Annotated in this window: 20 protein-coding genes and 1 tRNA gene; 7 read left to right on the top strand and 14 right to left on the bottom strand. The window is 69.9% G+C overall.

Annotation, left to right across the window (positions count from 1 at the left end):
- Nucleotides 1-148: 148 nt before the first annotated feature.
- The 6 genes from BMH31_RS00350 to BMH31_RS00330 all read right to left on the bottom strand — a co-directional run bounded on the left by BMH31_RS00350 (nucleotide 149) and on the right by BMH31_RS00330 (nucleotide 5,697).
- The gene (locus BMH31_RS00350) at nucleotides 149-1,525 is read right to left on the bottom strand and encodes a solute carrier family 23 protein (RefSeq protein WP_099723929.1); all 1,377 of its coding nucleotides are present in this window, start codon (nucleotides 1,523-1,525) and stop codon (nucleotides 149-151) included.
- A 109-nt stretch (nucleotides 1,526-1,634) separates the two neighbouring features.
- Nucleotides 1,635-2,009, bottom strand: coding sequence for a cupin domain-containing protein (locus tag BMH31_RS00345; protein WP_099723928.1), 375 nt, complete (start codon nucleotides 2,007-2,009; stop codon nucleotides 1,635-1,637).
- Between the two features lie 32 nt (nucleotides 2,010-2,041).
- Nucleotides 2,042-3,463: an FAD-dependent oxidoreductase gene (locus BMH31_RS00340; protein WP_099723927.1), complete on the bottom strand. Its 1,422-nt coding sequence runs from the start codon at nucleotides 3,461-3,463 to the stop codon at nucleotides 2,042-2,044.
- Nucleotides 3,464-3,702: 239 nt separating this feature from the next.
- Nucleotides 3,703-3,879 carry an HPP family protein gene (locus BMH31_RS15285; protein WP_143469770.1) on the bottom strand — a complete coding sequence of 59 codons (177 nt, stop codon included), beginning with the start codon at nucleotides 3,877-3,879 and terminating at the stop codon, nucleotides 3,703-3,705.
- A gap of 16 nt (nucleotides 3,880-3,895) precedes the next feature.
- A complete protein-coding gene (locus BMH31_RS00335; protein WP_099723926.1) occupies nucleotides 3,896-4,687 on the bottom strand; it encodes a CYTH domain-containing protein in 792 nt (263 codons plus the stop codon).
- 44 nt (nucleotides 4,688-4,731) lie between these two features.
- A complete protein-coding gene (locus BMH31_RS00330; protein WP_099723925.1) occupies nucleotides 4,732-5,697 on the bottom strand; it encodes an EamA family transporter in 966 nt (321 codons plus the stop codon).
- 58 nt (nucleotides 5,698-5,755) lie between these two features.
- Here BMH31_RS00330 and BMH31_RS00325 point away from each other — a divergent pair, with 58 nt between their 5' ends.
- Nucleotides 5,756-6,328 (top strand): hypothetical protein, encoded by a 573-nt coding sequence (locus BMH31_RS00325; protein ID WP_099723924.1) that lies wholly within the window; start codon nucleotides 5,756-5,758, stop codon nucleotides 6,326-6,328.
- Between the two features lie 24 nt (nucleotides 6,329-6,352).
- Here BMH31_RS00325 and BMH31_RS00320 read toward each other — a convergent pair.
- From BMH31_RS00320 to BMH31_RS00305, 4 genes are all read right to left on the bottom strand, one after another.
- Nucleotides 6,353-6,425, bottom strand: a tRNA-Arg gene (locus tag BMH31_RS00320).
- A 105-nt stretch (nucleotides 6,426-6,530) separates the two neighbouring features.
- Nucleotides 6,531-7,271, bottom strand: a complete 741-nt coding sequence (locus BMH31_RS00315; protein ID WP_099723923.1) for a hypothetical protein — start codon at nucleotides 7,269-7,271, stop codon at nucleotides 6,531-6,533.
- 270 nt (nucleotides 7,272-7,541) lie between these two features.
- Nucleotides 7,542-8,891 carry an NADP-specific glutamate dehydrogenase gene (gdhA, locus tag BMH31_RS00310; RefSeq protein WP_099723922.1) on the bottom strand — a complete coding sequence of 450 codons (1,350 nt, stop codon included), beginning with the start codon at nucleotides 8,889-8,891 and terminating at the stop codon, nucleotides 7,542-7,544.
- A gap of 75 nt (nucleotides 8,892-8,966) precedes the next feature.
- On the bottom strand, nucleotides 8,967-9,677 hold the full coding sequence (locus BMH31_RS00305) for a metal-dependent transcriptional regulator (protein ID WP_099723921.1): 711 nt from the start codon (nucleotides 9,675-9,677) through the stop codon (nucleotides 8,967-8,969).
- A 107-nt stretch (nucleotides 9,678-9,784) separates the two neighbouring features.
- Here BMH31_RS00305 and serC point away from each other — a divergent pair, with 107 nt between their 5' ends.
- The gene (serC, locus tag BMH31_RS00300) at nucleotides 9,785-10,903 is read left to right on the top strand and encodes a phosphoserine transaminase (protein WP_099723920.1); all 1,119 of its coding nucleotides are present in this window, start codon (nucleotides 9,785-9,787) and stop codon (nucleotides 10,901-10,903) included.
- 85 nt (nucleotides 10,904-10,988) lie between these two features.
- Here serC and BMH31_RS00295 read toward each other — a convergent pair whose 3' ends face one another.
- Complete coding sequence (locus BMH31_RS00295) at nucleotides 10,989-11,786, bottom strand: DUF3027 domain-containing protein (protein WP_099723919.1); 798 nt, start codon at nucleotides 11,784-11,786, stop codon at nucleotides 10,989-10,991.
- Nucleotides 11,779-12,159: a cold shock domain-containing protein gene (locus BMH31_RS00290; protein WP_099723918.1), complete on the bottom strand. Its 381-nt coding sequence runs from the start codon at nucleotides 12,157-12,159 to the stop codon at nucleotides 11,779-11,781. The genes BMH31_RS00295 and BMH31_RS00290 overlap by 8 nt, the downstream gene beginning before the upstream one ends.
- A 178-nt stretch (nucleotides 12,160-12,337) precedes the next feature.
- On the opposite strand from BMH31_RS00290, the gene BMH31_RS00285 reads away from it, so the two are divergent.
- From BMH31_RS00285 to BMH31_RS00265, 5 genes are all read left to right on the top strand, one after another.
- A complete protein-coding gene (locus BMH31_RS00285; protein WP_052961582.1) occupies nucleotides 12,338-12,604 on the top strand; it encodes a hypothetical protein in 267 nt (88 codons plus the stop codon).
- Between the two features lie 7 nt (nucleotides 12,605-12,611).
- Nucleotides 12,612-14,507 carry a helicase-associated domain-containing protein gene (locus tag BMH31_RS00280; RefSeq protein ID WP_099723917.1) on the top strand — a complete coding sequence of 632 codons (1,896 nt, stop codon included), beginning with the start codon at nucleotides 12,612-12,614 and terminating at the stop codon, nucleotides 14,505-14,507.
- Between the two features lie 57 nt (nucleotides 14,508-14,564).
- On the top strand, nucleotides 14,565-16,205 hold the full coding sequence (locus tag BMH31_RS00275) for a DNA repair helicase XPB (RefSeq protein WP_099723916.1): 1,641 nt from the start codon (nucleotides 14,565-14,567) through the stop codon (nucleotides 16,203-16,205).
- A gap of 148 nt (nucleotides 16,206-16,353) precedes the next feature.
- Nucleotides 16,354-17,055, top strand: a complete 702-nt coding sequence (locus BMH31_RS00270; protein WP_046456869.1) for a response regulator transcription factor — start codon at nucleotides 16,354-16,356, stop codon at nucleotides 17,053-17,055.
- A gap of 1 nt (nucleotide 17,056) precedes the next feature.
- Nucleotides 17,057-18,571 carry a HAMP domain-containing sensor histidine kinase gene (locus tag BMH31_RS00265; protein ID WP_099723915.1) on the top strand — a complete coding sequence of 505 codons (1,515 nt, stop codon included), beginning with the start codon at nucleotides 17,057-17,059 and terminating at the stop codon, nucleotides 18,569-18,571.
- Between the two features lie 138 nt (nucleotides 18,572-18,709).
- Here BMH31_RS00265 and BMH31_RS00260 read toward each other — a convergent pair whose 3' ends face one another.
- Both BMH31_RS00260 and groL read right to left on the bottom strand, forming a co-directional pair.
- A complete protein-coding gene (locus tag BMH31_RS00260) occupies nucleotides 18,710-20,863 on the bottom strand; it encodes a cell wall-binding repeat-containing protein (protein WP_158234912.1) in 2,154 nt (717 codons plus the stop codon).
- Between the two features lie 211 nt (nucleotides 20,864-21,074).
- The gene (groL, locus tag BMH31_RS00255) at nucleotides 21,075-22,694 is read right to left on the bottom strand and encodes a chaperonin GroEL (protein WP_046456867.1); all 1,620 of its coding nucleotides are present in this window, start codon (nucleotides 22,692-22,694) and stop codon (nucleotides 21,075-21,077) included.
- Nucleotides 22,695-22,735 lie beyond the last annotated feature (41 nt).

The raw sequence follows: 22,735 nt of genomic DNA, 5'->3' as shown, positions 1-22,735 counted from the left end.
CCGAGCGATCAGCGGGCGCACCCGTCCCGCGCTCCGTCTCGTCGGGTCGCCGACGTCGATCCACACTCCACACATCGCCACACTAAGGCGCGGAGCCGAAAATCCCCGGAGGATCCGCGGAGTTTTGCGCAAGTTCCCGCGCAGCGGGTTATCGATCCGTGACCGAACTCGCGTCCGCGCCGCTCTCAGCCGGAGCCGGGGCGGCTGCGGGCGCCGCAACGGTGCCCCGCAGTCGTCCCAGCCCGTTCATCAGGTGGTAGATCAGGATCGCCGAGACCGTGCCGAGCGCGATGCCGTTGAACACGACCGCGTCGATCTTGATCGTGAAGTCCGCGATGCCGACGATCAGCGGGATCGCCGCGGTGAACTGGTTGATCGGCTTCGAGAAATCGACCTTGTTGTCGAGCCAGATCTTGACGCCGATGAGACCGATCAGGCCGTAGAGCGCGACGGTGACGCCGCCGAGCACGCCGTTCGGCACCGAGAAGATCACCGCGCCGACCTTCGGCGAGAAGCCGAGCAGGATCGCCACGATGCCCGCGACCCAGTAGGCCGCGGTCGAATAGACGCGGGTCGCCGCCATGACGCCGATGTTCTCGCCGTAGGTGGTGGTGCCCGAGCCGCCGCCGAAGCCGGCGAGGATCGTCGAGACGCCGTCGGCGAGGAGCGCCCGCCCGGTGAGCGGGTCGAGGTCGCGGCCGATCATGAGGCCGACGCTCTTCACGTGCCCGACGTTCTCGGCGATCAGCACGAGCACGACCGGGAGGAAGGCGGGCAGCAGGCCCCAGAGCGAGGGGTCTGCGAAGGGGTTCGCGACGGCGTGGAACTCGGGCAGGCCGAGCCAGTCCGCCTGCGCGATCTTCTCGAAGTCGACGAGCCCGAAGCACGCCGCGGCGATGTAACCGACGGCCATGCCGAGCACGATCGCGAGACGCCCGGCCAGGCCGCGGAACAGCACCGTGATCAGCAGGATCGAGACGATCGTGATGAACGCGACGATGGCCGAGGGGACCACCGTCTCGGGCGGCGCGTTCACGCCGCCGTTCCAGTTGTTGCGCACGGCCGGCGCCAGGTTGAGGCCGATGAGGGCAACGATCGCGCCCATCACCACCGGCGGCATGAGGGCGTTGATCCAGCCCGCGCCGAAGCGCACGACGATGAGGCCGATGACGGCCATGAGCACGCCGATGGCAAGGATCCCGAACGAGGCCCGCGCGAGGTCGCCGCCGCCCGCCGTCGCCGCGAGCACCGGCGCGATGAACGCGAAGGAGGAGCCGAGGTAGCTCGGCAGCCGGTTGCCGGTCAGCAGCAGGAAGAGGAGCGTGCCGAGGCCCGAGAAGAAGAGCGTCGCCGTCGGGCTGAACCCGGTGAGCAGGGGCACGAGGAACGTCGCGCCGAACATGGCGACCACGTGCTGCGCGCCGAAGCCGATCGTCTTGACCCAGCCGAGTCGTTCCTCCGGGAGGACGATCGCGTCGTTCGCGACCGTGCGTCCGTCGCCGTGCAGCTTCCAAGGCAGCGCCATCGAGGTTCCTTCTCCCTGTCGGGGCGCCGGTCCAGCGCCTCGACCCCGAGGCGCTGCCGCGCCAAGGGATCATCTTATGCGCCTCGGAGCCCGCGGGACGAGCTCCGGGCTACTGCTCCGAGAGGTAGACCTTGCGGATGTGGTCGGGCACCGTCCACTTCGTGCGGGTCCCGGCGACGAGACGCATCACGTCGCCCGCCGTCACCTCGAAGACCGTACCGGCCTCGATACCGGGGCCGCCGAGCAGCTCGATGGTGGCACCGCCCGACAGCACCACGAAGAGCTCATCCACCTCGGTGTCGGTCGTGACACCCTCGCGCAGCTCCCAGATGCCGGCCTCGCAGTCGCCGATGGTGCCGAGCTCGGCGAGGCCCTGGCGCGGGGTCCCCGCGACGGTGTCGTCAGCGGGGACCGCCTCCAGGTCGATCGCGACCTCGGTCGCTCGGACGGCGGCGTTCGCGCCCGTGGGCAGCAGTTCGCTCATGGGTGTGATCCTGTTCTGTGCGCTCGGTGCGGTCAGGAGTCGAAGCCGAAGCCGACGGCGTCCATGACCTTCAGGAAGAGATTGCGCTTGCCCCGGTTGTGGTCGGCTCGGTCGAACGACCAGCGGAACATGTTGACGCCGATGGCTGCGGCGGGCTCGGGCGGGAAGGGCAGCGGCATCTGCTTGACCATCTCGAGCTCGGTGCGCTCGGTGGTGCGCCCCTCGAACCGGTCGACCATCACGTCGGCGGCGAAGTGGGTCGCGCCGACGCCGAGACCGGTGAAGCCCGCGACGTACTGCACGCGGCCGCCGTGCGCCTGCCCGAAGAAGGCGCAGAAGCGAGTGCTGGAGTCGATCACGCCGGCCCAACGGTGGCTGAACTTGACCCCGGCGAGCTGCGGGAAGGTGGTGAAGAAGTGGCTCGCCAGCTTGCGGTGGCTCTCCATCCGGTCCTCGTACTTCTGGCGGATGCGGCCACCCGTGTGGTACACCGCGTCGTAGCCGCCCCAGAGGATCCGGTTGTCCTTCGTGAGCCGCGAGTAGTGGAACTGGTTCGCCATGTCGGCGAGGCCCTCACGTCCCTCCCAGCCGATGGAGGCGAGCTGCTCGTCGGTCAGGGGCTCCGTCATCAGCACGTAGTCGTAGACGGGGATCGTGTGGAAGCGGTAGCGCTTCAGCAGCGACGGGAACACGTTGGTGCAGAGCGCCACGCGGTCCGCGGTGACGGTGCCGTGCGAAGTGGTGAGCCGGATCGGATCCTCGGCGCTGCCGGCGAGGTCGTCGACCCGGGTGTCCTCGTGGATCTCGACACCGATGGCGCTCGCGTGCCGCGCGAGCTCCATCGCGAGCTTCGCGGGGTGCAGGTTCGCGTTCTCGCGCGGCGAGAAATCGCCGCCGAGGAAGGTCGGCGAGTTGATGCGGGCGCGCACCTGCTCGGCATCGAGGGTCACGACCTCGGGGTCGTCGCTCTCGCCGAGCCACTCGACCTGGTAGTCGTTGTTGGCCACGGCCAGCTGGCCGGTGCGCTCGAACTCCGCATCGAGGTCGTTCTCGGCGATGAAGCGCTCGATCGCGTCGAGATTCTCGTAGCCGAGGCGGCGGAGCGTGCCGACCTCGTCGGGCCAGCGCGCCTCGGCGTTGGGCTCGCCGTGCGTGATGCTCGCCTCACAGAATCCGCCGTTGCGGCCGGACGCCGCCCAGCCGACGCGCTTCCCTTCGAGCAGGATCACGCGGCGTTCCGGGTGCTCGGTCTTCAGCTTGATCGCGGTCCAGAGTCCCGCGAACCCGCCGCCGACGACCGCATCGTCGGCGCGCACATCACCCCCGAGCGAGGGGTATCGTGCGGCGGTGGCCGCGATGTCGTCGATCCAGAAGCACTCAAGCTTCGTATCCGCGAGCGATGCGTCGATGATCGCTGCGGCCGGACGGTTCTTCTCGAAAATGGTGGGTTCCATGATTCCTCGGCTCGCCTTCGATGAGGTCTGCTGAGATCCTCGCACACTCTCCGCGGAACCGCATCCCTGCTTGCGCGTTTTCAGTGTCGAAACCCTCGGTATCGCCACTCATCCAGTTGCAAGAAGAGAAGATTCCTGCGAAATCAGTAGAAATGAGCATCGTGAACCGCACGAGTCAGTCGCATTGACATTCTCGTTGACCCCTCTGCTCCCACCGCGTCCGCGCAGCGGCTCCCCGCTCAGCTCTTGTCGGCCGGCGGCTTCATGATCGCGCCGGTCGCGAGACCGAGCGCCAGGCCCGCGGGCAGCCACAGCCAGAACTGGGTGAGCGCGCTGATCACGATGCCCATGATCGCGCCCATCACGATGCCGACGATGATCTGCTTGCGCCGCGCTTCGGGGCTCACTTCGCTCATGCGTCCAGCCTACGGGTCAATCGTGAGCGGCGGCCGGGATCCCCAGCAGCTGCTGAGCCCGGGCACGGAGCTCGGCGACCCGGGGATCGCCCAGGGCCTCAGCGCCGTCGCGCCGCAGCGACGCGGCCAGCCGGTCGGCCGCATCCATCACCGCCAGCGCTTCGAGCAGCCGAGCCGGACCGTCGTGCGCGATCGCGAGATCGATCAGGCGCCCCGTCGCGCGGGCGATCTTCGCCTCGCTCGGGGAGGGTACCGCCCCGGCCGCCATCAGCAGCGGCTCCACGCGGTCGAGCACCGAGGGGTCGGCGCTGCCCGCGACCTCCGCCTCCCACTCGCGCCAGAGGCGGCTCACCCCCGCACGGTGATCGGTCGCGAGCACCGTGTCGTCGGCGAGCTCGACCGCGTCCGCGCCCGACTCCGCCAGGCGGACCGTCACTCGCACCGTCTCGAGGGTCGCCACGGGCGCCACCCGATCCGCAGCCTCACCGATTCGGGAGCGCAGTTCGGCGCGCAGGCCTTCGGGGAGCTCGTCGCTCAGCGGCCAGTGCAGCTCGTGCACACCCCCAGGAGTGCGCTCCTTCAGGTGCCAGCCCTCGTCGCCCCCGCCCGCCCGGCGGCGCATCGCGAGACGAGCGGTCGCGAGCGCGCGGTCGTCCGTGTCGAAATAGCTGGCGTGCAGCTCGACCCGTCGCGGCTCACCGGCGCGCAGCCCCGCCGCGGCCCAGGCGTCGGCTCCCGGCAGCGCCGATGCGCCGATCATCTCGTACTTGCGCTCGATCTCGAGCGAGGCGGCACCCTGTTCAGTCACGGACCCAGCCTAGGCGCTGGACGAGGACGCGCAGTGGAGACGGCTCACTCGATTCCGGGACGCTCCACGACCGGCCCGGGCGCGGGAGCCGCCTTCGGCGTGGACTCCCGATCGCCCGAGAACCAGACGATCCCGGCCCCGGCGAGGACGACCAGCGCGATGCCGGCCAGCGCGGGCAGGGTCAGCGCCTGACCGAGCAGGAGCGCACCGAGCAGCGTTCCGACGAGCGGATCGCACGCGAAGAGCACCCCGATGATCCGCGCCGAGGTGACCTTGCCCGCCAGGGTGTCGACCGTGAACGCGAGCGCGGTACCGAGCACGGCCGACAGCAGGAGCACGCCGAGCGAGCCCGGAGCGATGTGCGGCAGCGCCGGCAGCGAGAACGGCAGCGTGACGATCGCGCCGATGCAGACCGACAGCGCCATGCCGGGCAAACCGCCGCCCTCCTTGCCGACGTGCGATGCGAGCAGCGTGTAGAGGCCGAAGCAGGTTCCCGCCGCGGCCGCCCACAGCACGCCGATCGGATCGAGCGGCCCGCCGAGCCCCGCGATGAGCGCGACGCCGATGAACGCGAGGAGCGCCAGCAGCCCGTCCCGCAGACGGCGGGAGCCGATGAGCGCGACGAGGCAGGGACCCAGGAAGTCGATCGTGGTCGCGATGCCGAGCGGGATCCGAGCGATCGCCAGGTAGAGGAACAGGTTCATCGCGGCCATCGCGACGCCGTAGAGCGCGATCCCGCCCCACTCGCGTCGGCTCCGGCCACGCAGCTTCGGGCGGAAGATCAGCACGAGCAGCACCGCGGCGATGAGCAGCCGCGCGCCGCTCGTGCCGAGCACGCCCACCTCGTCGAACAGCCCGTACGCCAGTACCGCCGAGAATTGCACGCCGAGCGCACCCGTGATGATCAGGCCCGCGGCCTGCAGGGTGGATCGGCGGTTCTCGCTCGCGGCGGCGGGGGCGGTGCGGCGCAGCGGCGCGCCGGCGACGGTGTCATCGGTGACGGAGGGCATCGGAACAGCCTATCGCCGGAGAGCCCGCTGTCCGTACTCGCACGGATACACTGCTCGCGTGACTGCAGCACACGATTCCGACCCGATCCGGACCGTCGTCGAGCAGGCCCTCGCCCGCGCCTCCACAGCGCTCCGCGCCGCCTCGGTCCCGACCGAGGCTCTCGCCGAACTCGTGCCGGCCCGACGGCGCATGCTGATCCGGTTCGCACCGACCATGCGTCCCCTCGGCGAGGTCTGGCGAGTGGGTTCGCTGCTGATCTCGGCCGATCGGAACGAGTGGTTCACGGGAGGAACCGCGACCCGCGCCGCAGAGCGCGGCCGTCCCGGATACCAGTCGGTGTCGCACGAGGAGCGCCGCGAGATCGCCGCGGCCGCACTGCGCGGCGGCTACGCCGCGGGATCCTCCGTGAACTTCGACGCCGTTCCTCTCCCCCTCGACGGGGACGGGCTGCGCGCGCTCGGCTCCGAGGCTCCCGTCGGGGTTCTCCCCATCGACGGCGGTTCCGGTGAGGCGCAGCCCGAGGAGGTGCGCGTCCGCTGGCGCGCGGGAGCCGATCTCGCGACCGCACCGACGCTGGAGGCGTTCCTCGCGGAGCGCGTGCGGCTCATCGCGGAGCGCGAGGGCGCCTGAGCGCGAGGGAGCGCAGCGACCGAGTGCCCCAGAGAGGAATCGAACCTCCGACACCTTCTTTAGGAGAGAAGTGCTCTATCCACTGAGCTACTGAGGCGGAGCTTCCATGCTATCCGGTTGCACGCCTGCGACGCGACGCGGGATACGCGTGAGGGGCGCAGCCTTCCGGCCGCGCCCCTCACATCGAAGGTTCTGGATCCGCTTACGGGATGCGGATGATGACCGCGTAGTTGCCCGGGTTCGAGTCCACGTCGGTCTCGACCGTCTGATTGCCGCCGAAGCCGCCGTGCACCGCGCGGTGGTTGACGCCGTCGCCGGTGTAGATGGCGACGTGGCCGCCACGCATCATGATGTCGCCGAACTTGACCGCGTCGGGCGAGACCTGGGTGCCGAAACGCCCGAAGTCCATGGGGCCGAGGTCGTAGCCGCCCTGATCGCGGCGCTCGAACATGCCGATCGCGGCGAGAGCGTTCTGGACGAGGTCGGTGCAGTCCTGATTGACGCCGATCTGGGCACGAGCCGCGGCGACGAGGCCGGCAGCGCCCTTGCCCGCGGGGATGTCGGGAAGCTTCGGGGCCTCGGTCTGGGTGTTGCCCGACTCGGTCGTCGCGGTCGTCGCGTCGTCGACCTTCTTGACGGGCACGACGGGCTTCGGGGCCGGGGCGAGCTCGGTGCTCGGCGCCTCGGTCTGCAGAGCGCCCTCGGCGTCCGCGGTGGTCAGCACCTGGTTCACCTGGATCGCGGCGGGGGCGCGGTAGCCCTCGGTCTGGATGTCGGTCGCGTACGCCGGCAGAGCGAACACGCTGACCATTCCCGCGCTGACGACGCCTGCGCCGAGCATGCGCACGAGGCGCCTGCGTGCCGGGTGAGCGGAGCGCGCAGCGGGTGCTGCGATCGCCACGTCGGTGCCGGGGGTCTGAGCTGAGCCGGGGTGCTGAGTCACGAGTGGTGTCTGCCTTACGTAATCGTTCTCTTGCGAGGTACGGCCCGTCTGGACCAAAATCTCGACCAGCCTAACCCAAGATCACGGAATTGTCACGCTGAGCTGCGATCCGACTGAACTCGCCGAAAGAATGGCGTGATTTCGCGGGGATTCGAGGGAGCGAACACCCGGCAGTATCTCGATATCGAGATACTTGGAGCCCCAAAACCCCCTCTGGCGGACCGCGGAAACCACTCCTGACCAGTGATTGACCGGGGAGTCCGCGATCCCTCAGACCACGCCCTGATCGAGCATCGCGCGAGCCACGGTCGCGAACGCCGCCGTATTGGCGCCGAGCACGTAGTCGCCGGGCCGACCGTACCGGGCCGAGGCGTCGTAGGACGCGTCGTGCACATCGCGCATGATGGCGTGCAGCCGCTCCTCGCTGGTCTCGAAGCCCCACCGTTCCCGTGCCGCGTTCTGACTCATCTCGAGCGCGGACGTCGCGACGCCGCCGGCGTTCGCAGCCTTGCCCGGAGCGAAGAGCACGTCGGCCTGCTGGAACAGCGCGACCGCTCCGGGAGTGGTCGGCATGTTCGCGCCTTCGGCCACCGCGCGCACCCCGTTCGACACGAGGGTGCGCGCCGCGCTCTCGTCGAGCTCGTTCTGCGTCGCGCAGGGGAACGCGAGTTCGACCGGGACGTCCCACACCGATCCACCGGCGACGAATCGCGCACCCGGCCGCCGCTCGGCGTAGGCAGAGATGCGCTCGCGCTCGACCTCTTTGATCTGCTTGAGCAGCGCGACGTCGATGCCCGCCTCGTCGACGACGTAGCCCGATGAGTCCGATGCGGTGATGGCGCTGCCGCCGAGCTGCCCGATCTTCTCGATCGCGTAGATGGCGACGTTGCCCGAGCCCGATACCGCCGCCCGGCGACCCCCGATGCCCTGGCCAGCGCGGTGCAGCATCTCCTGGGCGAAGAAGACCGCACCGTATCCGGTCGCCTCCGTGCGCACCTCGGCACCGCCCCATCCGATGCCCTTGCCCGTGAGCACGCCCGACTCGTGGCGCCCGGTGAGCCGACGGTACTGGCCGAAGAGGTATCCGATCTCGCGCCCGCCGACGCCGATGTCGCCGGCGGGGACGTCGGTGTGCTCGCCGATGTGGCGCACGAGCTCCGTCATGAAGCTCTGGCAGAAGCGCATCACCTCGGCGTCGCTCTTCCCCCGCGGATCGAAATCGGACCCGCCCTTGCCACCGCCGATGCGCTGCCGGGTGAGCGCGTTCTTGAAGATCTGCTCGAACCCGAGGAACTTGACGACCGAGAGGTTCACGCTGGGGTGGAACCGCAGCCCTCCTTTATAGGGGCCGAGCGCCGAGTTGAACTGCACGCGGAATCCCCGGTTCACCCGCACCCGGTTGCGATCGTCGAGCCACGGAACCCGGAAGACGATCTGCCGCTCCGGCTCCACCATCCGGTCGAGCACCCCGCCCTCGATGAACTCGGGGTGATCGGCGAGCACCGGCACGAGGGATTCGAGCACCTCGTGCACCGCCTGCAGGAACTCGGGCTCGTGGGGGTTGCGCGCCTCGACGGTCTCGACGATGCGGCGCAGGTGGGCCTCGGGGGAAACGGGCATGGGGCTCCTCGCGGGGTCACGTCTTCGTGTAATAGGGGCGGGCCGAACGGCCCGCAGCGGGTTCGACCCGCGGGTTCAGAAGGTGCGCGACACGTAGATGTGCGCGGCGATCTCGGGCGAAAGCTCGATCGGGTCGATCGACTCGCCCTCCGCGGTGACCTCGAACCGCAGGAAGCCGGAGACCCGGCTGACCCGGACCGGAGTACCCGGCCGGATGCCGCCTCGGCCGAGAGTGCGCAGCAGCTCGGGATCCGTCTGCACCGGTTCCGCCAGTCTGCGCACACGGGTCTGCACCCCGGGGTCCCCGTCGATGATCGGCAGGTCCACCGACGACACGACACCCGACTGGAAGGGAGCGGTCGGCATGGAGCCGAGCTCGTCGAGGCCCGGGATGGGGTTGCCGTAGGGCGACTCGGTGGGGTGATGCAGGATGTCGAGCAGTTTGCGCTCGACCTGCTCGCTCATGACGTGCTCCCAGCGGCAGGCCTCTTCGTGCACGTACTCCCACTCGAGCCCGATCACGTCGGCCAGCAACCGCTCGGCGAGCCGGTGCTTGCGCATCACGTGCACGGCCTTGGTTCGGCCGTCGGCCGTCAGTTCGAGATGCCGGTCGCCCGAGACGACGACCAGGCCGTCGCGCTCCATGCGGCCGACCGTCTGGGACACCGTCGGACCGGAGTGGCCGAGCCGTTCCGAGATCCGTGCGCGCAGGGGGACGATGCCCTCCTCCTCCAGTTCGAGGATCGTGCGCAGATACATCTCGGTCGTGTCAATGAGATCGGCCATCGGCATTCCTCCTCGTCGCTCGCGACCTCCAGCCTATGACATGAGCACGGTGCAATGCGGCGTCTCCGACGCCTCGGGTCGTGTCCGTGCGCGGATAGAATCGCGTCATGGCCGACATCACGATCCCCGCTTCGCTCCTGCCCGCCGATGGTCGCTTCGGTTGCGGCCCCTCGAAGGTCCGCACCGAACAGCTCGATTTCCTCGCCACCCTGCAGCCCGGGGTGCTCGGCACCTCGCACCGTCAGGCGCCCGTGAAGAACCTGGTCGGCAGCGTGCGCGCCGGTCTCGCGGAGCTGTTCCGCGCACCCGAGGGGTACGAGATCCTGCTGGCGAACGGCGGGGCGACCACCTTCTGGGATTCGGCCGTCCACTCGCTCATCGAGCAGCGCAGCCAGCACCTCGCCTTCGGCGAGTTCGGCGCGAAGTTCGCCAAGGCGGCCCAGGCCGCACCGTTCCTGCAGGACCCCGACGTGCGCACCGCGGACGCCGGTTCGCGCGCGCAGGCCGAGGCCGTCGAGGGCGTCGACGTCTACGCATTCCCCCACAACGAGACCTCCACCGGCGTGATGGCCGAGGTGAAGCGCGTGCACGGCGACGCCGGGGCGCTGACCGTCGTGGACGCCACGAGCGGCGCGGGCGGCCTCGACTTCGACGCGAACGAGACCGACGTCTACTACTTCTCGCCGCAGAAGAACTTCGCCTCCGATGGGGGCATCTGGTTCGCCCTCGTCTCCCCCGCGGCGATCGAACGGATCGAGCGCGTCACCGCGTCGGGCCGCTACATCCCCGAGACGCTGAACCTGGCGGGCGCGATCGAGAACTCGCGCAAGGATCAGACCCTCAACACCCCCGCGCTCTCGACGCTGGCGCTGATGGACGAGCAGGTGCGCTGGATCAACGCCAACGGCGGGCTCGACTGGGCCGCGGCCCGCACGGCCGAGTCCGCCGCCGTCCTCTACGACTGGGCCGAGCGCACCTCGGTCGCGACCCCCTTCGTCGCAGACCCCGCGCACCGCTCGAACGTGGTCGTCACCATCGATTTCGAGGACTCGGTTGACGCGTCCGCGATCTCGGCCGCGCTCCGCGCGAACGGCGTCGTCGACACCGAGCCGTACCGCAAGCTGGGCCGCAACCAACTGCGCGTCGCGACCTTCACCGCGATCGAGCCCGACGACGTGCGCGCGCTCACCGCGAGCATCGACTACGTGCTCGAGCGTCTGGTCTGAACCGGCGGGCGCATCGCTCGGAACGGGAAACGGCGGAGGCCGCCGGAAAGCTGAGCTTTCCGGCGGCCTCCGTCGTTCACCGCGGTCACTCCTCGTCGTCGGAGCCGTCCGCGGTGCCAGTCAGCGTCTCGATGTCGTGATCCGAATCGTCGTCGAGGTGGTCGAACTCGTCGTCCTCGTCGTCCAGGTCGTCATCGTCGAAGCCGTCGTCGTCCTCGTCCTCGGAGTCCTCGTCATCGTCCTCGTCGGCTTCGAGGTCGACGCCGTCGATCTCGTCGTCGAAGTCGCTGAAGTCGTTCTCCATCGGATCCTGCTCGGGATCCAGCTCGTCCTCCTCGGCCAGCTCCTCCGCCGCGTCCTCGGCCGCTGCCGCCTCGTCGGCGGCCTGCTTCGCCTGGGTCTCGCGGTACTGCGCGAGACGGTCGGACCAGGGCACCCACTCGGGGGCGACCACCGCTCCCGCCCCGGGGAGGAGCTCGACCTCGAGCACGTTGATCTCGGAGGTCTCGTCGACTCGGGCCAGCGTCGCGGTCCAGTGCCACCCCGGGTAGCCCGCCAGGCGGCACTCGAAGAACAGGGAGAGCACGTGCTCGCCGTGGACCTCGTGCCCCTCGTCCGCCCCGATCGTCTTCGGGTCGGTGATCTCCGCGAGCGCCTCGCGCGCGCGGACTCGCGCGGCGAGCAGCACTGGATCGGGCTGGATGGGCGCCTCCGGCACCGCGGTCGACGACTCGGCCTCGACGGCGGGCTCGGCGTCCGGCGCCGCCGCCGGCGCTTCGACCGGGGCCTCCGATTCCTCGGCCGACGCTTCGACGCTCTCGGAGCGCGCTTCGGCCTCGACGATCTCGGCCGATTCCTCGGTCGTCGGTTCCAGATCAGACATCGAAGTCCTCCGATACCTTCCTGAGCATGGTGGCGATCTGGCGCGACTGGGCCCGCTCGGGGTACTGCCCCTGCTTGAGGCGCCCTCCGACCGCGTCGAGCAGCTTGACGAGATCCTCGATGATCACCGACATCTCGTCGGCCGATTTGCGGTTGCCCCGACGGGCGAGACGCGGAGTGTCGATCACGCGGACGGACAGCGCGGCCGGGCCGCGGCGCCCGTCGGCGATCCCGTATTCGAGCCGGGTCCCCGCGGCGATGTCGGCGCCGTCCGGGATCACCGACGCGTGCAGGTAGACCTGCTGCCCGTCGTCGCCCTGGATGAAGCCGAAGCCCTTCTCCTCGTCGTAGAACCTGACCTTGCCGCTCGGCATGTGTCGTCCCTCTTCTCTCGGCGGCTCTCGGCCGCCGGCACGTGTTCCGATCGCGCCGGTCGCGGCGCCGTATCGTGCCCTCCAGTCTAGGCCGTGGCGCCGTCCCTCGCCGGGAGCGTCCGCGCCCCGCTCGGGAAGGGGCGGGCGTCGCGCCCCGGTCCGGGGTATTCTGGTGAGGATGTCCGCAGATGCCACTCAGCCTACTCGCCTCGAGCGCGTTCTCGCATACTCCTCGTTGTCGCTCATCGCGCTCGCGGTGGTGTCCTACCTCACGACCCTCATCATCGGTCTGGTCGACCGCTTCGCCTTGGCCCACGGCTTCTTCGTGTTCGTCGCCTGGGTCGCCTACGTCGGGCTGCCCGTCGGCTTCGTGCTCCTCATGGTCCTGTTGATCGTCAGCATGCGTCGCCGCAGCGCGGCGCAGCGCCGGGGCGACGGGAAGTAGCCGCAGCATGAGCGGGTCGCTCCCCCTCGCCGCGTCGATCGCGGGAATGGAGCGCGCCGATCTGACCGCGCTGCTCGAGCGCCGCTGGATCGCGAACCCCGCTGCGGTCCGCGATCCGCTGAGCCTGGCCTTGGAGCTGCTCCGGCCGGATTCCGTCGCGCGCGCACTCGAGACCCTCGACCGATCGGGGATCCGCGCACTGCTCGCGCTCACGACGGAGTCGCCCGCGGACCCCGATCCGGAGCGGGAGGACGCGGGATCCTCCGTGCTCGCCCTGGGGCTCGCGGGGCTCGCCCCGCAGCCCGGAGACGACGTCCGGTCCCGCCCCGAACCGGTCCCGCTCGACGAGGTCGCCGATCAGCTGCGGCTCCTGATCGACTCCGCCGACGCGCGGGAGCGTCTGGAGCGATCCGTCCCGGTCCCGTCGCGGATCGAGCCGCACGATCCGTCCTCCGCGGCCTGGTTCGGCGCGGCGCAGACCACCACCCAGCGCGCCGCGGCGGCGCTGCGCACCCTCGCCCTCGAGCCGGTCAAGCGGAACCGCCGCGGCGGCACCTCGCAGACCGGGGTGAAGACCCTCGCCGAAGCGCTGCGCACCGGTCACGAGCAGGCAGAGCGCGTGGTCGAGATGCTGCGATCCGCGGGCCTGATCCACGGCGTGGTCTCGGCGGCGCACGGCGATCGCTTCGCGGTCTCCCCCGCGGGGATCGCGTGGCTCGGGCTCCCGCACGCGGAGCGCTGGCTCGCGCTCGCCGAGGCGCTCGCCGAGCGCATCTCGGGCCCGCTGGCCACCGCCCTGCGGATCTCCGAGGGCGCGCTCGGGGCTGCCGTGAGCGAGATCCTGCCGGTCGAGTTCCCGCTGCTGTCCGAATCCCGCCTCGCCGACGCGCGCGCACTCGCGGACGCCGCGGAGGATCTGGGCTTCACCGTCGACGGGGCCCTGACGCCGATCGCGTCCTCCCTCCTCGATCGCGATCTCGACCTCGCATCGGACCCCGAGGAGCCGCTCGCGAGCATCCGCGCCGCGCTGCCCCCGATCGCTCCGGGCGTCTACGTGCAGCCCGACCTGAGCGTCGTCGTTCCCGGCCCGCTCTCGCCCGACGACGAGGCGGCCCTGTTCGGAGTGGCCGACATCGAGCAGCTCGGCGTCGCCTCGAGCCTGCGGATCACCCCGTCGTCGCTCGCGCGCGCGCTCGAGAACGGGGTCGGAATCGCCGATGCGCGGGCGCTGCTGGAACGGCTCTCGCTCACCGGGATCCCGCAGCCCCTCGACTTCCTCCTCTCGGATGTGGAGTCCAAGCACGGCAGCGTGATCGTCTTCGCCGGGACCAGCCGCACCCGGGTCCGGGTCGCGGACCCCGCGGTCGGCGACGCGATGCTCGTCGATCGGGCGCTCCTGCACCTGCAGTTGCAGCGGGATCCCGGCGCGATCGCGTATGTGCTGCTCTCCCGGCTGCGTCCGGAGCACGTGCTCGCTGCGCTAGTCGACGCGCGCTACGCGGCGATCGCGGGATCGGATCCCGATGCGGCGCCCGCCGCACCCTCGGAGCCCGTCGCCATGGCGCCGGCACCGGCCGCCGCCGGATCGGAGCCGGGCGGCGAGCCCGCGCCCGCCACCGGTTCGGCCGCCCGCGGAGCGCACCCCGCCGTCGCCGAACTGGTCGACCGCGTCCTCGCCGGCGCCGAGCAGCCGGGATCCGGCGAGTGGACCCGACGCATCGAGCTGGCGATCCGCGAGAAGCGCGCGATCGAGATCACCGCTGCTGCGGGATCCGAGGTCCGCACGTTCCGGCTGCTCCCGGCCTCGCTCTCGGGCGGGAGGCTGCGCGCGAGCGATCAGACGGCCGGGGTGGAGCGCACCCTGCCCGTCTCCGCGATCACGGGCGTCGAGATCCTCGACTGATCCGGCCCTGAGCGAACGCCTCCCGACGTTCGCCCGAGGCGCGTAAACTGGATGGTTATGACCCTCGGCCCCCTCATCGTGCAGAGCGACCAGACCGTCCTGCTCGAGGTCGCGCACCCCGACGCGGAGGAGGCGCGCCACGCGCTCGCCGTCTTCGCGGAGCTGGAGCGCGCCCCCGAGCACATCCACACCTATCGCATCACCCGGCTCGGGCTCTGGAACGCGCGCGCGGCCGGCCACACCGACGCCGAGATCCTCGACACCCTCAACCGGTACGCGAAGTTCCCCGTGCCGAGCGGGGTCGCCGGCGAGATCTCCGACACCATGCAGCGCTACGGGCGGCTCACCATCGAGCGCATCGCCGACGGCGACCGAGCGGGCGAGCTCGTGCTGCGCTCCGACGAGCCGATGATCCTGCGGGAGGTCTCGAGCGCGAAGAAGATCGCTCCGCTGCTCGGCAACCGCATCGACGAGCTGACGTTCCCCGTCGAGGCCTGGGCCCGCGGCGAGCTCAAGCAGCAGCTCGTGGCCCGCGGCTGGCCCGCCGAGGACCTCGCCGGCTACACGCCCGGCGATCCGCACGAGATCGAGCTGGCGGAGGACGGCTGGCAGATGCGCGACTACCAGCGCGCGGCGGTCGAGAAGTTCCACGCGGGCGGCTCGGGCGTCGTCGTGCTTCCCTGCGGCGCGGGCAAGACCATCGTCGGCGCCGGGGCCATGGCCGCGGTCGGCGCGAAGACCCTGATCCTCGTGACGAACGCGGTGTCGGCCCGCCAGTGGCGCTCCGAGCTGCTGCGCCGCACCTCCCTCACCGAGGACGAGATCGGCGAGTACTCCGGCCAGGTGAAAGAGGTCCGGCCGGTCACGATCGCGACCTACCAGATCCTCACGAGCCGCCGGAAGGGCGAGTACGCGCACCTGTCGCTGCTCGACGCGCACGACTGGGGCCTCATCGTCTACGACGAGGTGCACCTGCTGCCCGCGCCCGTGTTCAAGCTGACCGCCGAACTGCAGGCGCGCCGCCGCATCGGCCTCACCGCGACGCTCGTGCGCGAGGACGGCCGCGAGGGCGACGTGTTCAGCCTCATCGGCCCGAAGCGCTACGACGCAGCCTGGAAGGACATCGAGGCGCAGGGCTTCATCGCTCCGGCCGCCTGCTTCGAGATCCGCGTCGAGCTGCCCGAATCGGAGCGGCTCGAGTACGCGGTCGCCGAGGATCAGGATCGCTACCGGATCGCGGCGAGCGCCACGGTCAAGCAGCGGGTGGCCCGAGAGATCATCGCGAAGCATCCCGACGAGAGCATCCTGGTGATCGGCCAGTACATCGACCAGCTCGAGGCGATGTCGGAGGCGCTCGGCGCCCCGCTCATCACCGGTCAGACCCCGGTCGACGAGCGCGAGGAGCTGTTCAACGCCTTCCGCTCGGGCGAGGAGCGGATCCTCGTGGTGTCGAAGGTCGCGAACTTCTCGGTCGACTTGCCCGACGCCTCGGTCGCGATCCAGATCTCGGGGTCCTTCGGCTCGCGGCAGGAGGAAGCGCAGCGCCTCGGTCGCCTGCTGCGCCCGAAGAGCAACGGCGCCACGGCCTCGTTCTACACGATCGTGACCCGCGACACCGTCGACCAGGACTTCGCGCAGAACCGTCAGCGCTTCCTCGCCGAGCAGGGCTACGCCTACACGATCACCAACGCGGAGTAGGCGGTTCCGCCACGACGGCCCCGGTCGAGCGAGCGCTCGACCGGGGCCGTCGTCGTCTCGGGCGGCCGATGCACGGCGTCGGCTTGGAACGCGCGGCGCACCGAGGGACTTCCAGGGAACCCATAGCAAACGGTCAGAGACTGGTCGCATGAACACGCAGCACAAGGGCCCCAGGATCCTGATCGTCGACGATGAGCCGAGCATCCGCGAGCTGCTCAGCACCAGCCTCCGCTTCGCGGGCTTCGGCGTGCGCGCCGTGGGCAACGGTGCGCAGACCATCTCCGCCGTGCTCGAGGAGGAGCCGGATCTCATCATCCTCGATGTGATGCTCCCCGATATGAACGGCTTCAGCGTGACCAAGCGGCTGCGCTCGGCGGGTTACACCGCGCCGATCCTGTTCCTCACCGCGAAGGACGACACCGAGGACAAGGTGACGGGTCTCACCGTCGGCGGCGACGACTACGTGACCAAGCCGTTCAGCCTCGACGAGATCATCGCCCGCATCAAGGCGATCCTGCGCCGCACGATCCAGGAGGACGAGGAGGCGGTCCTCTCGGCCGGCCCGATCGTGCTCGACCAGGACACCCACGAGGTGACCGTCGACGGCACCTCGGTCGAGCTCTCCCCCACCGAGTTCAAGCTGCTGCGCTACCTCATGCAGAACGCGAACCGCGTGCTGTCGAAGGCGCAGATCCTGGACCACGTGTGGGAGTACGACTTCAACGGCGATGCGGGCATCGTCGAGTCCTACATCTCGTACCTCCGCCGGAAGCTCGATCCGCTCACGGGCGACTCGCTGATCCAGACCAAGCGCGGCTTCGGCTACATGCTGAAGACCGAAGCGAAGTAGGGTGGCGCGCCGATCGCCCGCGCAGCGCTGGGCCGATGTCTCGCTGCGCACGAAGATCACGGGTGTCACCGTGTTCATCCTGTCGCTCGGGCTCATCGTCGCGGGAGTCGGCACGCTCTCCTTCCTGCGCCCGTACCTCGTCCAGGTGGTCGACAGCGATCTGCAGAGCATGAGCAAGGATCCCACCCGGGCTCTGGCCTCGGGGGTGAACCTGCAAGCGCTGACGCCCTACGACGTGCAGGGCGCGAACAGCTCGTACTACGTCGCGATGCTCGATTCGACGGGCAAGAAGCGCTACGACAACGCCACGGATTGGCCGACCGAGAACGTTCCGCGGATCCCGCCGGGCCTCACCGATACCGTGGTCGAGACCCGGGTGGCCGGCTCGACGTTCACCATCACGGACGCGGCCGGCCTCGAGTGGCGGGCGACCGCCTTGCTCGTCCACGGGGCCACCCCCGGGCAGACCGGCACGCTGCTGATCGCGGCGTCGACCGCGCACACCGGCCAGACCACCGCGCAGTTCATCCTGATCTTCGGCGGCTTCGGCATCGCGGTGATCCTGCTGGGCGCGGCGCTCACTCGGATCCTCGTGACCACGACCTTCGTGCCGCTCGCCCAGGTGGAGCGCACCGCGATGGAGATCTCGAAGGGCGACTTCTCGAAGCGCATCCACGTCGCGCACCCGCACACCGAGGTCGGTCATCTGGGCGAGTCGCTCAACGTGATGCTCGACCACATCGATGTCGCTCTGGCGGAGCGTGCTCGGACCATCGACCAGATGCGCCGCTTCGTCGGCGACGCCGGCCACGAACTGCGCACGCCCCTGGTGTCGGTGCGGGGTTATGCCGAGCTCTACCGTATGGGGGCGCTGCAGGACGAGGAGCAGGTCGGCCAGGCGATGGGCCGGATCGAGAAGGAGGCGATCCGCATGACCTCCCTGGTGGAGGATCTGCTCTCGCTGGCCCGACTCGATGAGCGGCGTCCGCTCGAACTCAAGACGCTGGACCTGAACGCGCTCGCTGCGGATGCGGCGTTCGACGCGCTCGCCCAGGCTCCGGACCGTACGGTCAGCGTGATCGAGGATCCGTCGCGCCCGACGGTGCTGGGAGACGAGCACAAGGTACGGCAGCTCATGACCAACCTGATCGGGAACGCGCTGCGGTACAGCCCCGAGGGCAGCCCCATCGAGATCGCGGTCGCCTCCGGCCCGGATTCGGGTCACTTCGAGATCATCGACCACGGTGAGGGCGTACCCGAGCAGCTCCGCACCAAGATCTTCGATCGCTTCTGGCGCGCAGACACCTCACGCAACCGCGAGACCGGCGGTTCCGGCCTCGGGCTGTCGATCGTCAAGTCGATCGTCGACGCCCACGGCGGATCGGTGAGCGTGCACGAGACGGAGGGCGGAGGGGCCACGTTCCGAGTCGATCTGCCGGTCGCACCCACCACGGGTTCGCTCGAGCACACCGGCCCACGCCCAGAAACACCTGCCGAGCCCGGTTCGACGGGCTGAGCCCGTCCGGCTCGGCTCTCGGGCGCGAGCCGGACGGTTCCGGCGCGAGCCGGAAGGTCCCGTTGACGGGTGGCGGGTCAGCGTTCTTGTGCGCTGACCCGCCACCTCGGCAGACGGGCCGTGAGGCCCGTCGATGGCCTAGGCGCAGGTGTTGCGGTTCGTCAGCACACGCTCACTCACCACACCCGAACCACCCAGCACATACCCCGCCTGCGGCGCAATCTCACCCAGCACACCCGCGACCGGCTGCGGCACGCAGCCCGGACGCACCAGCAGCACCGGCCCCGGCTTCCCACCAGCAACCGCAGCACCCGTCAGCGCGTCAGCGAACCCCGCACCCGTCGCGAGATACACCGTGCCCGACTTCGTATGCCACACCTTGCCGATCGCCGCCGACGTCGCATACCGGTCCGCACCACTGTGACGGGCGACCTTCGCACTCTTCCCCAGGCCGGACTCGATGCCCGTCGACACCACACCCGTGCCGCCCGCGATATGCACCGCGGCCGGCTTGAGCGCGCTCAGCTGCGCCTGCACGTCCTGACGCGCCGCCCCGGCCTTTCCGTCGACGAGCAGCACCGGAGCGTCCACGCTGCCCGCGGCCGCTCCCGCGGACAGGGCGTCGGGGAAGTCCCGACCCGTCGCGACGAACACGGCGTCTGCGCCGCTCTTGCCCCAGCCGGTCTTCGCGATCTGGTTCGCCGTCGCGTACCGATCCTGCCCGCCCATGCGCACCGTCTTGACGCCCAGCGCACGCACCTGCTGCTCGACCTGCGCGGACACCGCACCGGTACCACCGGCGATGTACACCGTGTCGGGCTTCAGGCGCTGCAGCTCCGTCTTGGTCGCGGCCGTGAGGGTACCGGTCTGGGTGAGGAGCAGGGGCGCGTTCTGCTTCACGGCGAACGGGGCCGCCGTCAGCGCGTCCGCGGGGACGTCGTAGCGGGACAGCACCACGGCCTTCGCGCCGTTCGGGAAGTGCTCACGCGACACCGTGACCGCGGTCTCGAACCGGTCGGCGCCACCCAGACGCGACCACACCGGGGCCGGATCCACCGGCTTCCGCTCCGCACCGAATACGGTGGTGAGGCCGTTGAAGACGATCGAACCGACGAGCGCCGACTGACCGGTGTCGACGTAGATGCCGTACCCGATCACGTCGTGCTCGCCCAGCGCAGCCCGCACGCTCTCGAAGGTTGCGGGGGTGTTCTTGTCGAGGCCGCCGACCGCGCGGGAGATCTCCCACTCGGTCGCATCCGCCAGATTTCCGGACTCGGGCACGAGCGCGCGCACCGTGGTGAATACGGGCTTGCCGTCCTGCCCATCGGGGGAGGCGAAGACGGGGATCTGCACCCAGACCGGCCCGCCGGAGCGGCCGACCTGCATGGTCAGGGCGAGCTCGAGCCCGTTCGCCAGGAAGTCCTCCTCGGCGAAGCCGTTGAGGAGCTGCACGCGACCCGTGAGCGCGATGCTGTTCGGGGACTCGGTCTCGTGCACGAACTCCCAGGCTTCGCCGGAGTCGGCCCCGTTGTGCCACCCCGGGTACGTGTCCTCGTCCGGACGGATCTCGGTGAGGTACTCGGTGCGCTCTGCTCCCGCAGTCGGCGCCGCCGGCTCGGCGGTGAAGCGGGTGGTGCCCGACGGGTCGGTGAACGAGGTCACCAGCACCGGTGAGGCCGGCTTCCACGAGAGGAAGCCCGTCGAGATCGCGTAGGCGTTCGAGCCCAGAGCCGCGATGGCCCCGGCCCGGTCGACGGTCTCGCCCGGCTGCAGTTCACCGATTGCACGACTCGTGGTCCACGCGTCCGTGTCGTCCGCCGGAGCACGCAGGGTCGCCCAGGACTCACCCGGCTCCCAGACACCGTCTGCATCGTCATCGATACGCACGCCCACCTGGAACGTCAGTGCGGCATCGTCGGACGCCACCAGTTCGAGCCCGTCCAGCACCTCGCTCAACGGGGTCTCGTCAGCAGACGGATCGAGGTCGTTCCCGTTCCCGCGGATCACCTGCGTAGGAGCTTCCGCCTGCAGCTGGATCCCGTTGCGCTGCTGCTCGACCGACTGCGCATAGCCCGCGCCCGGGCCGAAGTGCCACTCGTTATAGTGCTCGCTCTCGGTCTCCGCCGAGGTGCCCAGGATGCTCGCTCCCGGAACATACCGTGGCCCCTCGGGCGCGGCCGTGGCCGCGGCACCGCCCACGACGAGGCTGCTCAGCCCGAGCGCGCCGACCGCGATCCCGGCTGCCGAACGGCTCCAGTGCTTTGCACGAACCCGTTTCTGGTTCTGCGTCATAGTGTCCGTCGTTCCCTTCTCAACCGGCGCCCGAGGATCGGGCGCACCGCAGTGCCGGCGACGACACGCCGTCACTCGCATGCTAAAGGTAACATGTTATTTGCACGCAAGGTCATCTATGCACAAGTGAGCGGCGAACGGAGTGACCCGGAGAACGCAGAAGCGGGGCCGCACCCGAAGGTGCGACCCCGCTTCACACAGAGGCCGGGACTTAGAAGTCCATGCCTGCGCCGGGATCGGCCGGAGCCGCGGCAGCGGGCTCGGGCTTGTCGGCGACGACTGCCTCGGTGGTGAGGAACAGGCCGGCGATCGACGCGGCGTTCTGCAGCGCCGAGCGGGTGACCTTGGCAGGATCGAGGATGCCCTGTGCCACCAGGTCGCCGTACTCGCCGGTCGCGGCGTTCAGGCCGTGCCCGGTGGGCAGGTTGGCGACGCGATCCGCGACGACACCCGGCTCGAGACCGGCGTTGAGCGCGATCTGGCGCAGCGGAGCCTCGATGGCCGCCTGCACGATCTTGGCGCCGACGGCCTCGTCGCCCGAGAGCTCGAGCGACGCGAACGCGTCCTTGCCGGCCTGGATCAGTGCGACACCGCCGCCGGGCAGCACGCCCTCCTCGACCGCAGCCTTCGCGTTGCGGACAGCGTCCTCGATGCGGTGCTTGCGCTCCTTGAGCTCGACCTCGGTCGCAGCGCCCGCCTTGATGACGGCGACGCCGCCGGCGAGCTTCGCGAGGCGCTCCTGGAGCTTCTCACGGTCGTAGTCCGAGTCGGTGTTGTCGATCTCGCGGCGGATCTGCTGGACGCGACCCTGGATCGCCTCCTCCTCGCCGCCGCCCTGGACGATGGTGGTCTCGTCCTTGGTGATGATGACCTTGCGGGCGGTGCCGAGCATGTCGAGGGTGGCGTTCTCGAGCTTGAGGCCGACCTCCTCCGAGATGACCTGTCCGCCCGTGAGGATCGCGATGTCCTGCAGCATGGCCTTGCGACGGTCGCCGAAGCCCGGAGCCTTGACGGCGACGGACTTGAAGATGCCGCGGATCTTGTTGAGCACGAGGGTGGCGAGCGCCTCGCCCTCGACGTCCTCGGCGATGATGAGGAGCTGCTTGCCCGACTGGATCACGGGATCGACGACGGGGAGCAGGTCCTTGATGTTGGAGACCTTGCTGTTGACGAGGAGGATGTAAGGATCCTCGAAGACCGCCTCCTGGCGATCGGCGTCGGTGACGAAGTACGCCGAGAGGTAGCCCTTGTCGAAGCGCATGCCCTCGGTGAGCTCGAGCTCGGTACCGAAGGTGTTGGACTCCTCGACGGTGACCACGCCCTCCTTGCCGACCTTGTCGATCGCCTCGGCGATCAGCTTGCCGATCTGCTCGTCGGCGGCCGAGATCGAAGCGGTCGCCGCGATCTGATCGGTGGTCTCGATCTCCTTGGCGTTCTCGAGGAGCTGAGCCGAGACGGCGGCGACGGCCTTCTCGATGCCCTTCTTGATCGCGATGGGATCGGCACCGGCGGTGACGTTGCGGAGGCCCTCGCGCACGAGCGCCTGAGCGAGCACGGTGGCGGTGGTGGTGCCGTCACCCGCGACGTCGTCGGTCTTCTTCGCGACCTCCTTGACGAGCTCTGCACCGATCTTCTCGTAGGGGTCGTCGAGCTCGATCTCCTTGGCGATGGACACGCCGTCGTTGGTGATCGTGGGGGCGCCCCACTTCTTCTCGAGCACGACGTTGCGGCCGCGCGGGCCGAGCGTCACCTTGACGGTATCGGCGAGGATGTTCAGACCCCGCTCGAGTCCGCGACGCGCTTCCTCATCAAACGCAATGATCTTTGCCATGTGTCGACCCTCCCGGTCGGTCGTGGTGGGCGGCGCGCGGT

The organism is Leucobacter sp. OLIS6 (assembly GCF_002752355.1).
Taxonomy (GTDB): Bacteria; Actinomycetota; Actinomycetes; order Actinomycetales; family Microbacteriaceae; genus Leucobacter.
The sequence above is the reverse complement of the archived record's forward strand: the minus strand, read 5'-3'. Positions and strand labels throughout refer to the sequence as shown.

Excerpts from the sequence above, each read along its gene's own strand:
- BMH31_RS00275 (WP_099723916.1), top strand. The coding sequence starts at position 14,565 with ATGACCCTCGGCCCCCTCATCGTGCAGAGCGACCAGACCGTCCTGCTC.
- BMH31_RS00340 (WP_099723927.1), bottom strand. The coding sequence starts at position 3,463 with ATGGAACCCACCATTTTCGAGAAGAACCGTCCGGCCGCAGCGATCATC.
- BMH31_RS15285 (WP_143469770.1), bottom strand. The coding sequence starts at position 3,879 with ATGAGCGAAGTGAGCCCCGAAGCGCGGCGCAAGCAGATCATCGTCGGC.
- BMH31_RS00330 (WP_099723925.1), bottom strand. The coding sequence starts at position 5,697 with ATGCCCTCCGTCACCGATGACACCGTCGCCGGCGCGCCGCTGCGCCGC.
- BMH31_RS00260 (WP_158234912.1), bottom strand. The coding sequence starts at position 20,863 with ATGACGCAGAACCAGAAACGGGTTCGTGCAAAGCACTGGAGCCGTTCG.
- BMH31_RS00280 (WP_099723917.1), top strand. The coding sequence starts at position 12,612 with ATGAGCGGGTCGCTCCCCCTCGCCGCGTCGATCGCGGGAATGGAGCGC.
- BMH31_RS00305 (WP_099723921.1), bottom strand. The coding sequence starts at position 9,677 with ATGGCCGATCTCATTGACACGACCGAGATGTATCTGCGCACGATCCTC.
- BMH31_RS00295 (WP_099723919.1), bottom strand. The coding sequence starts at position 11,786 with ATGTCTGATCTGGAACCGACGACCGAGGAATCGGCCGAGATCGTCGAG.
- serC (WP_099723920.1), top strand. The coding sequence starts at position 9,785 with ATGGCCGACATCACGATCCCCGCTTCGCTCCTGCCCGCCGATGGTCGC.
- BMH31_RS00345 (WP_099723928.1), bottom strand. The coding sequence starts at position 2,009 with ATGAGCGAACTGCTGCCCACGGGCGCGAACGCCGCCGTCCGAGCGACC.
- groL (WP_046456867.1), bottom strand. The coding sequence starts at position 22,694 with ATGGCAAAGATCATTGCGTTTGATGAGGAAGCGCGTCGCGGACTCGAG.
- gdhA (WP_099723922.1), bottom strand. The coding sequence starts at position 8,891 with ATGCCCGTTTCCCCCGAGGCCCACCTGCGCCGCATCGTCGAGACCGTC.
- BMH31_RS00350 (WP_099723929.1), bottom strand. The coding sequence starts at position 1,525 with ATGGCGCTGCCTTGGAAGCTGCACGGCGACGGACGCACGGTCGCGAAC.
- BMH31_RS00290 (WP_099723918.1), bottom strand. The coding sequence starts at position 12,159 with ATGCCGAGCGGCAAGGTCAGGTTCTACGACGAGGAGAAGGGCTTCGGC.
- BMH31_RS00285 (WP_052961582.1), top strand. The coding sequence starts at position 12,338 with ATGTCCGCAGATGCCACTCAGCCTACTCGCCTCGAGCGCGTTCTCGCA.
- BMH31_RS00270 (WP_046456869.1), top strand. The coding sequence starts at position 16,354 with ATGAACACGCAGCACAAGGGCCCCAGGATCCTGATCGTCGACGATGAG.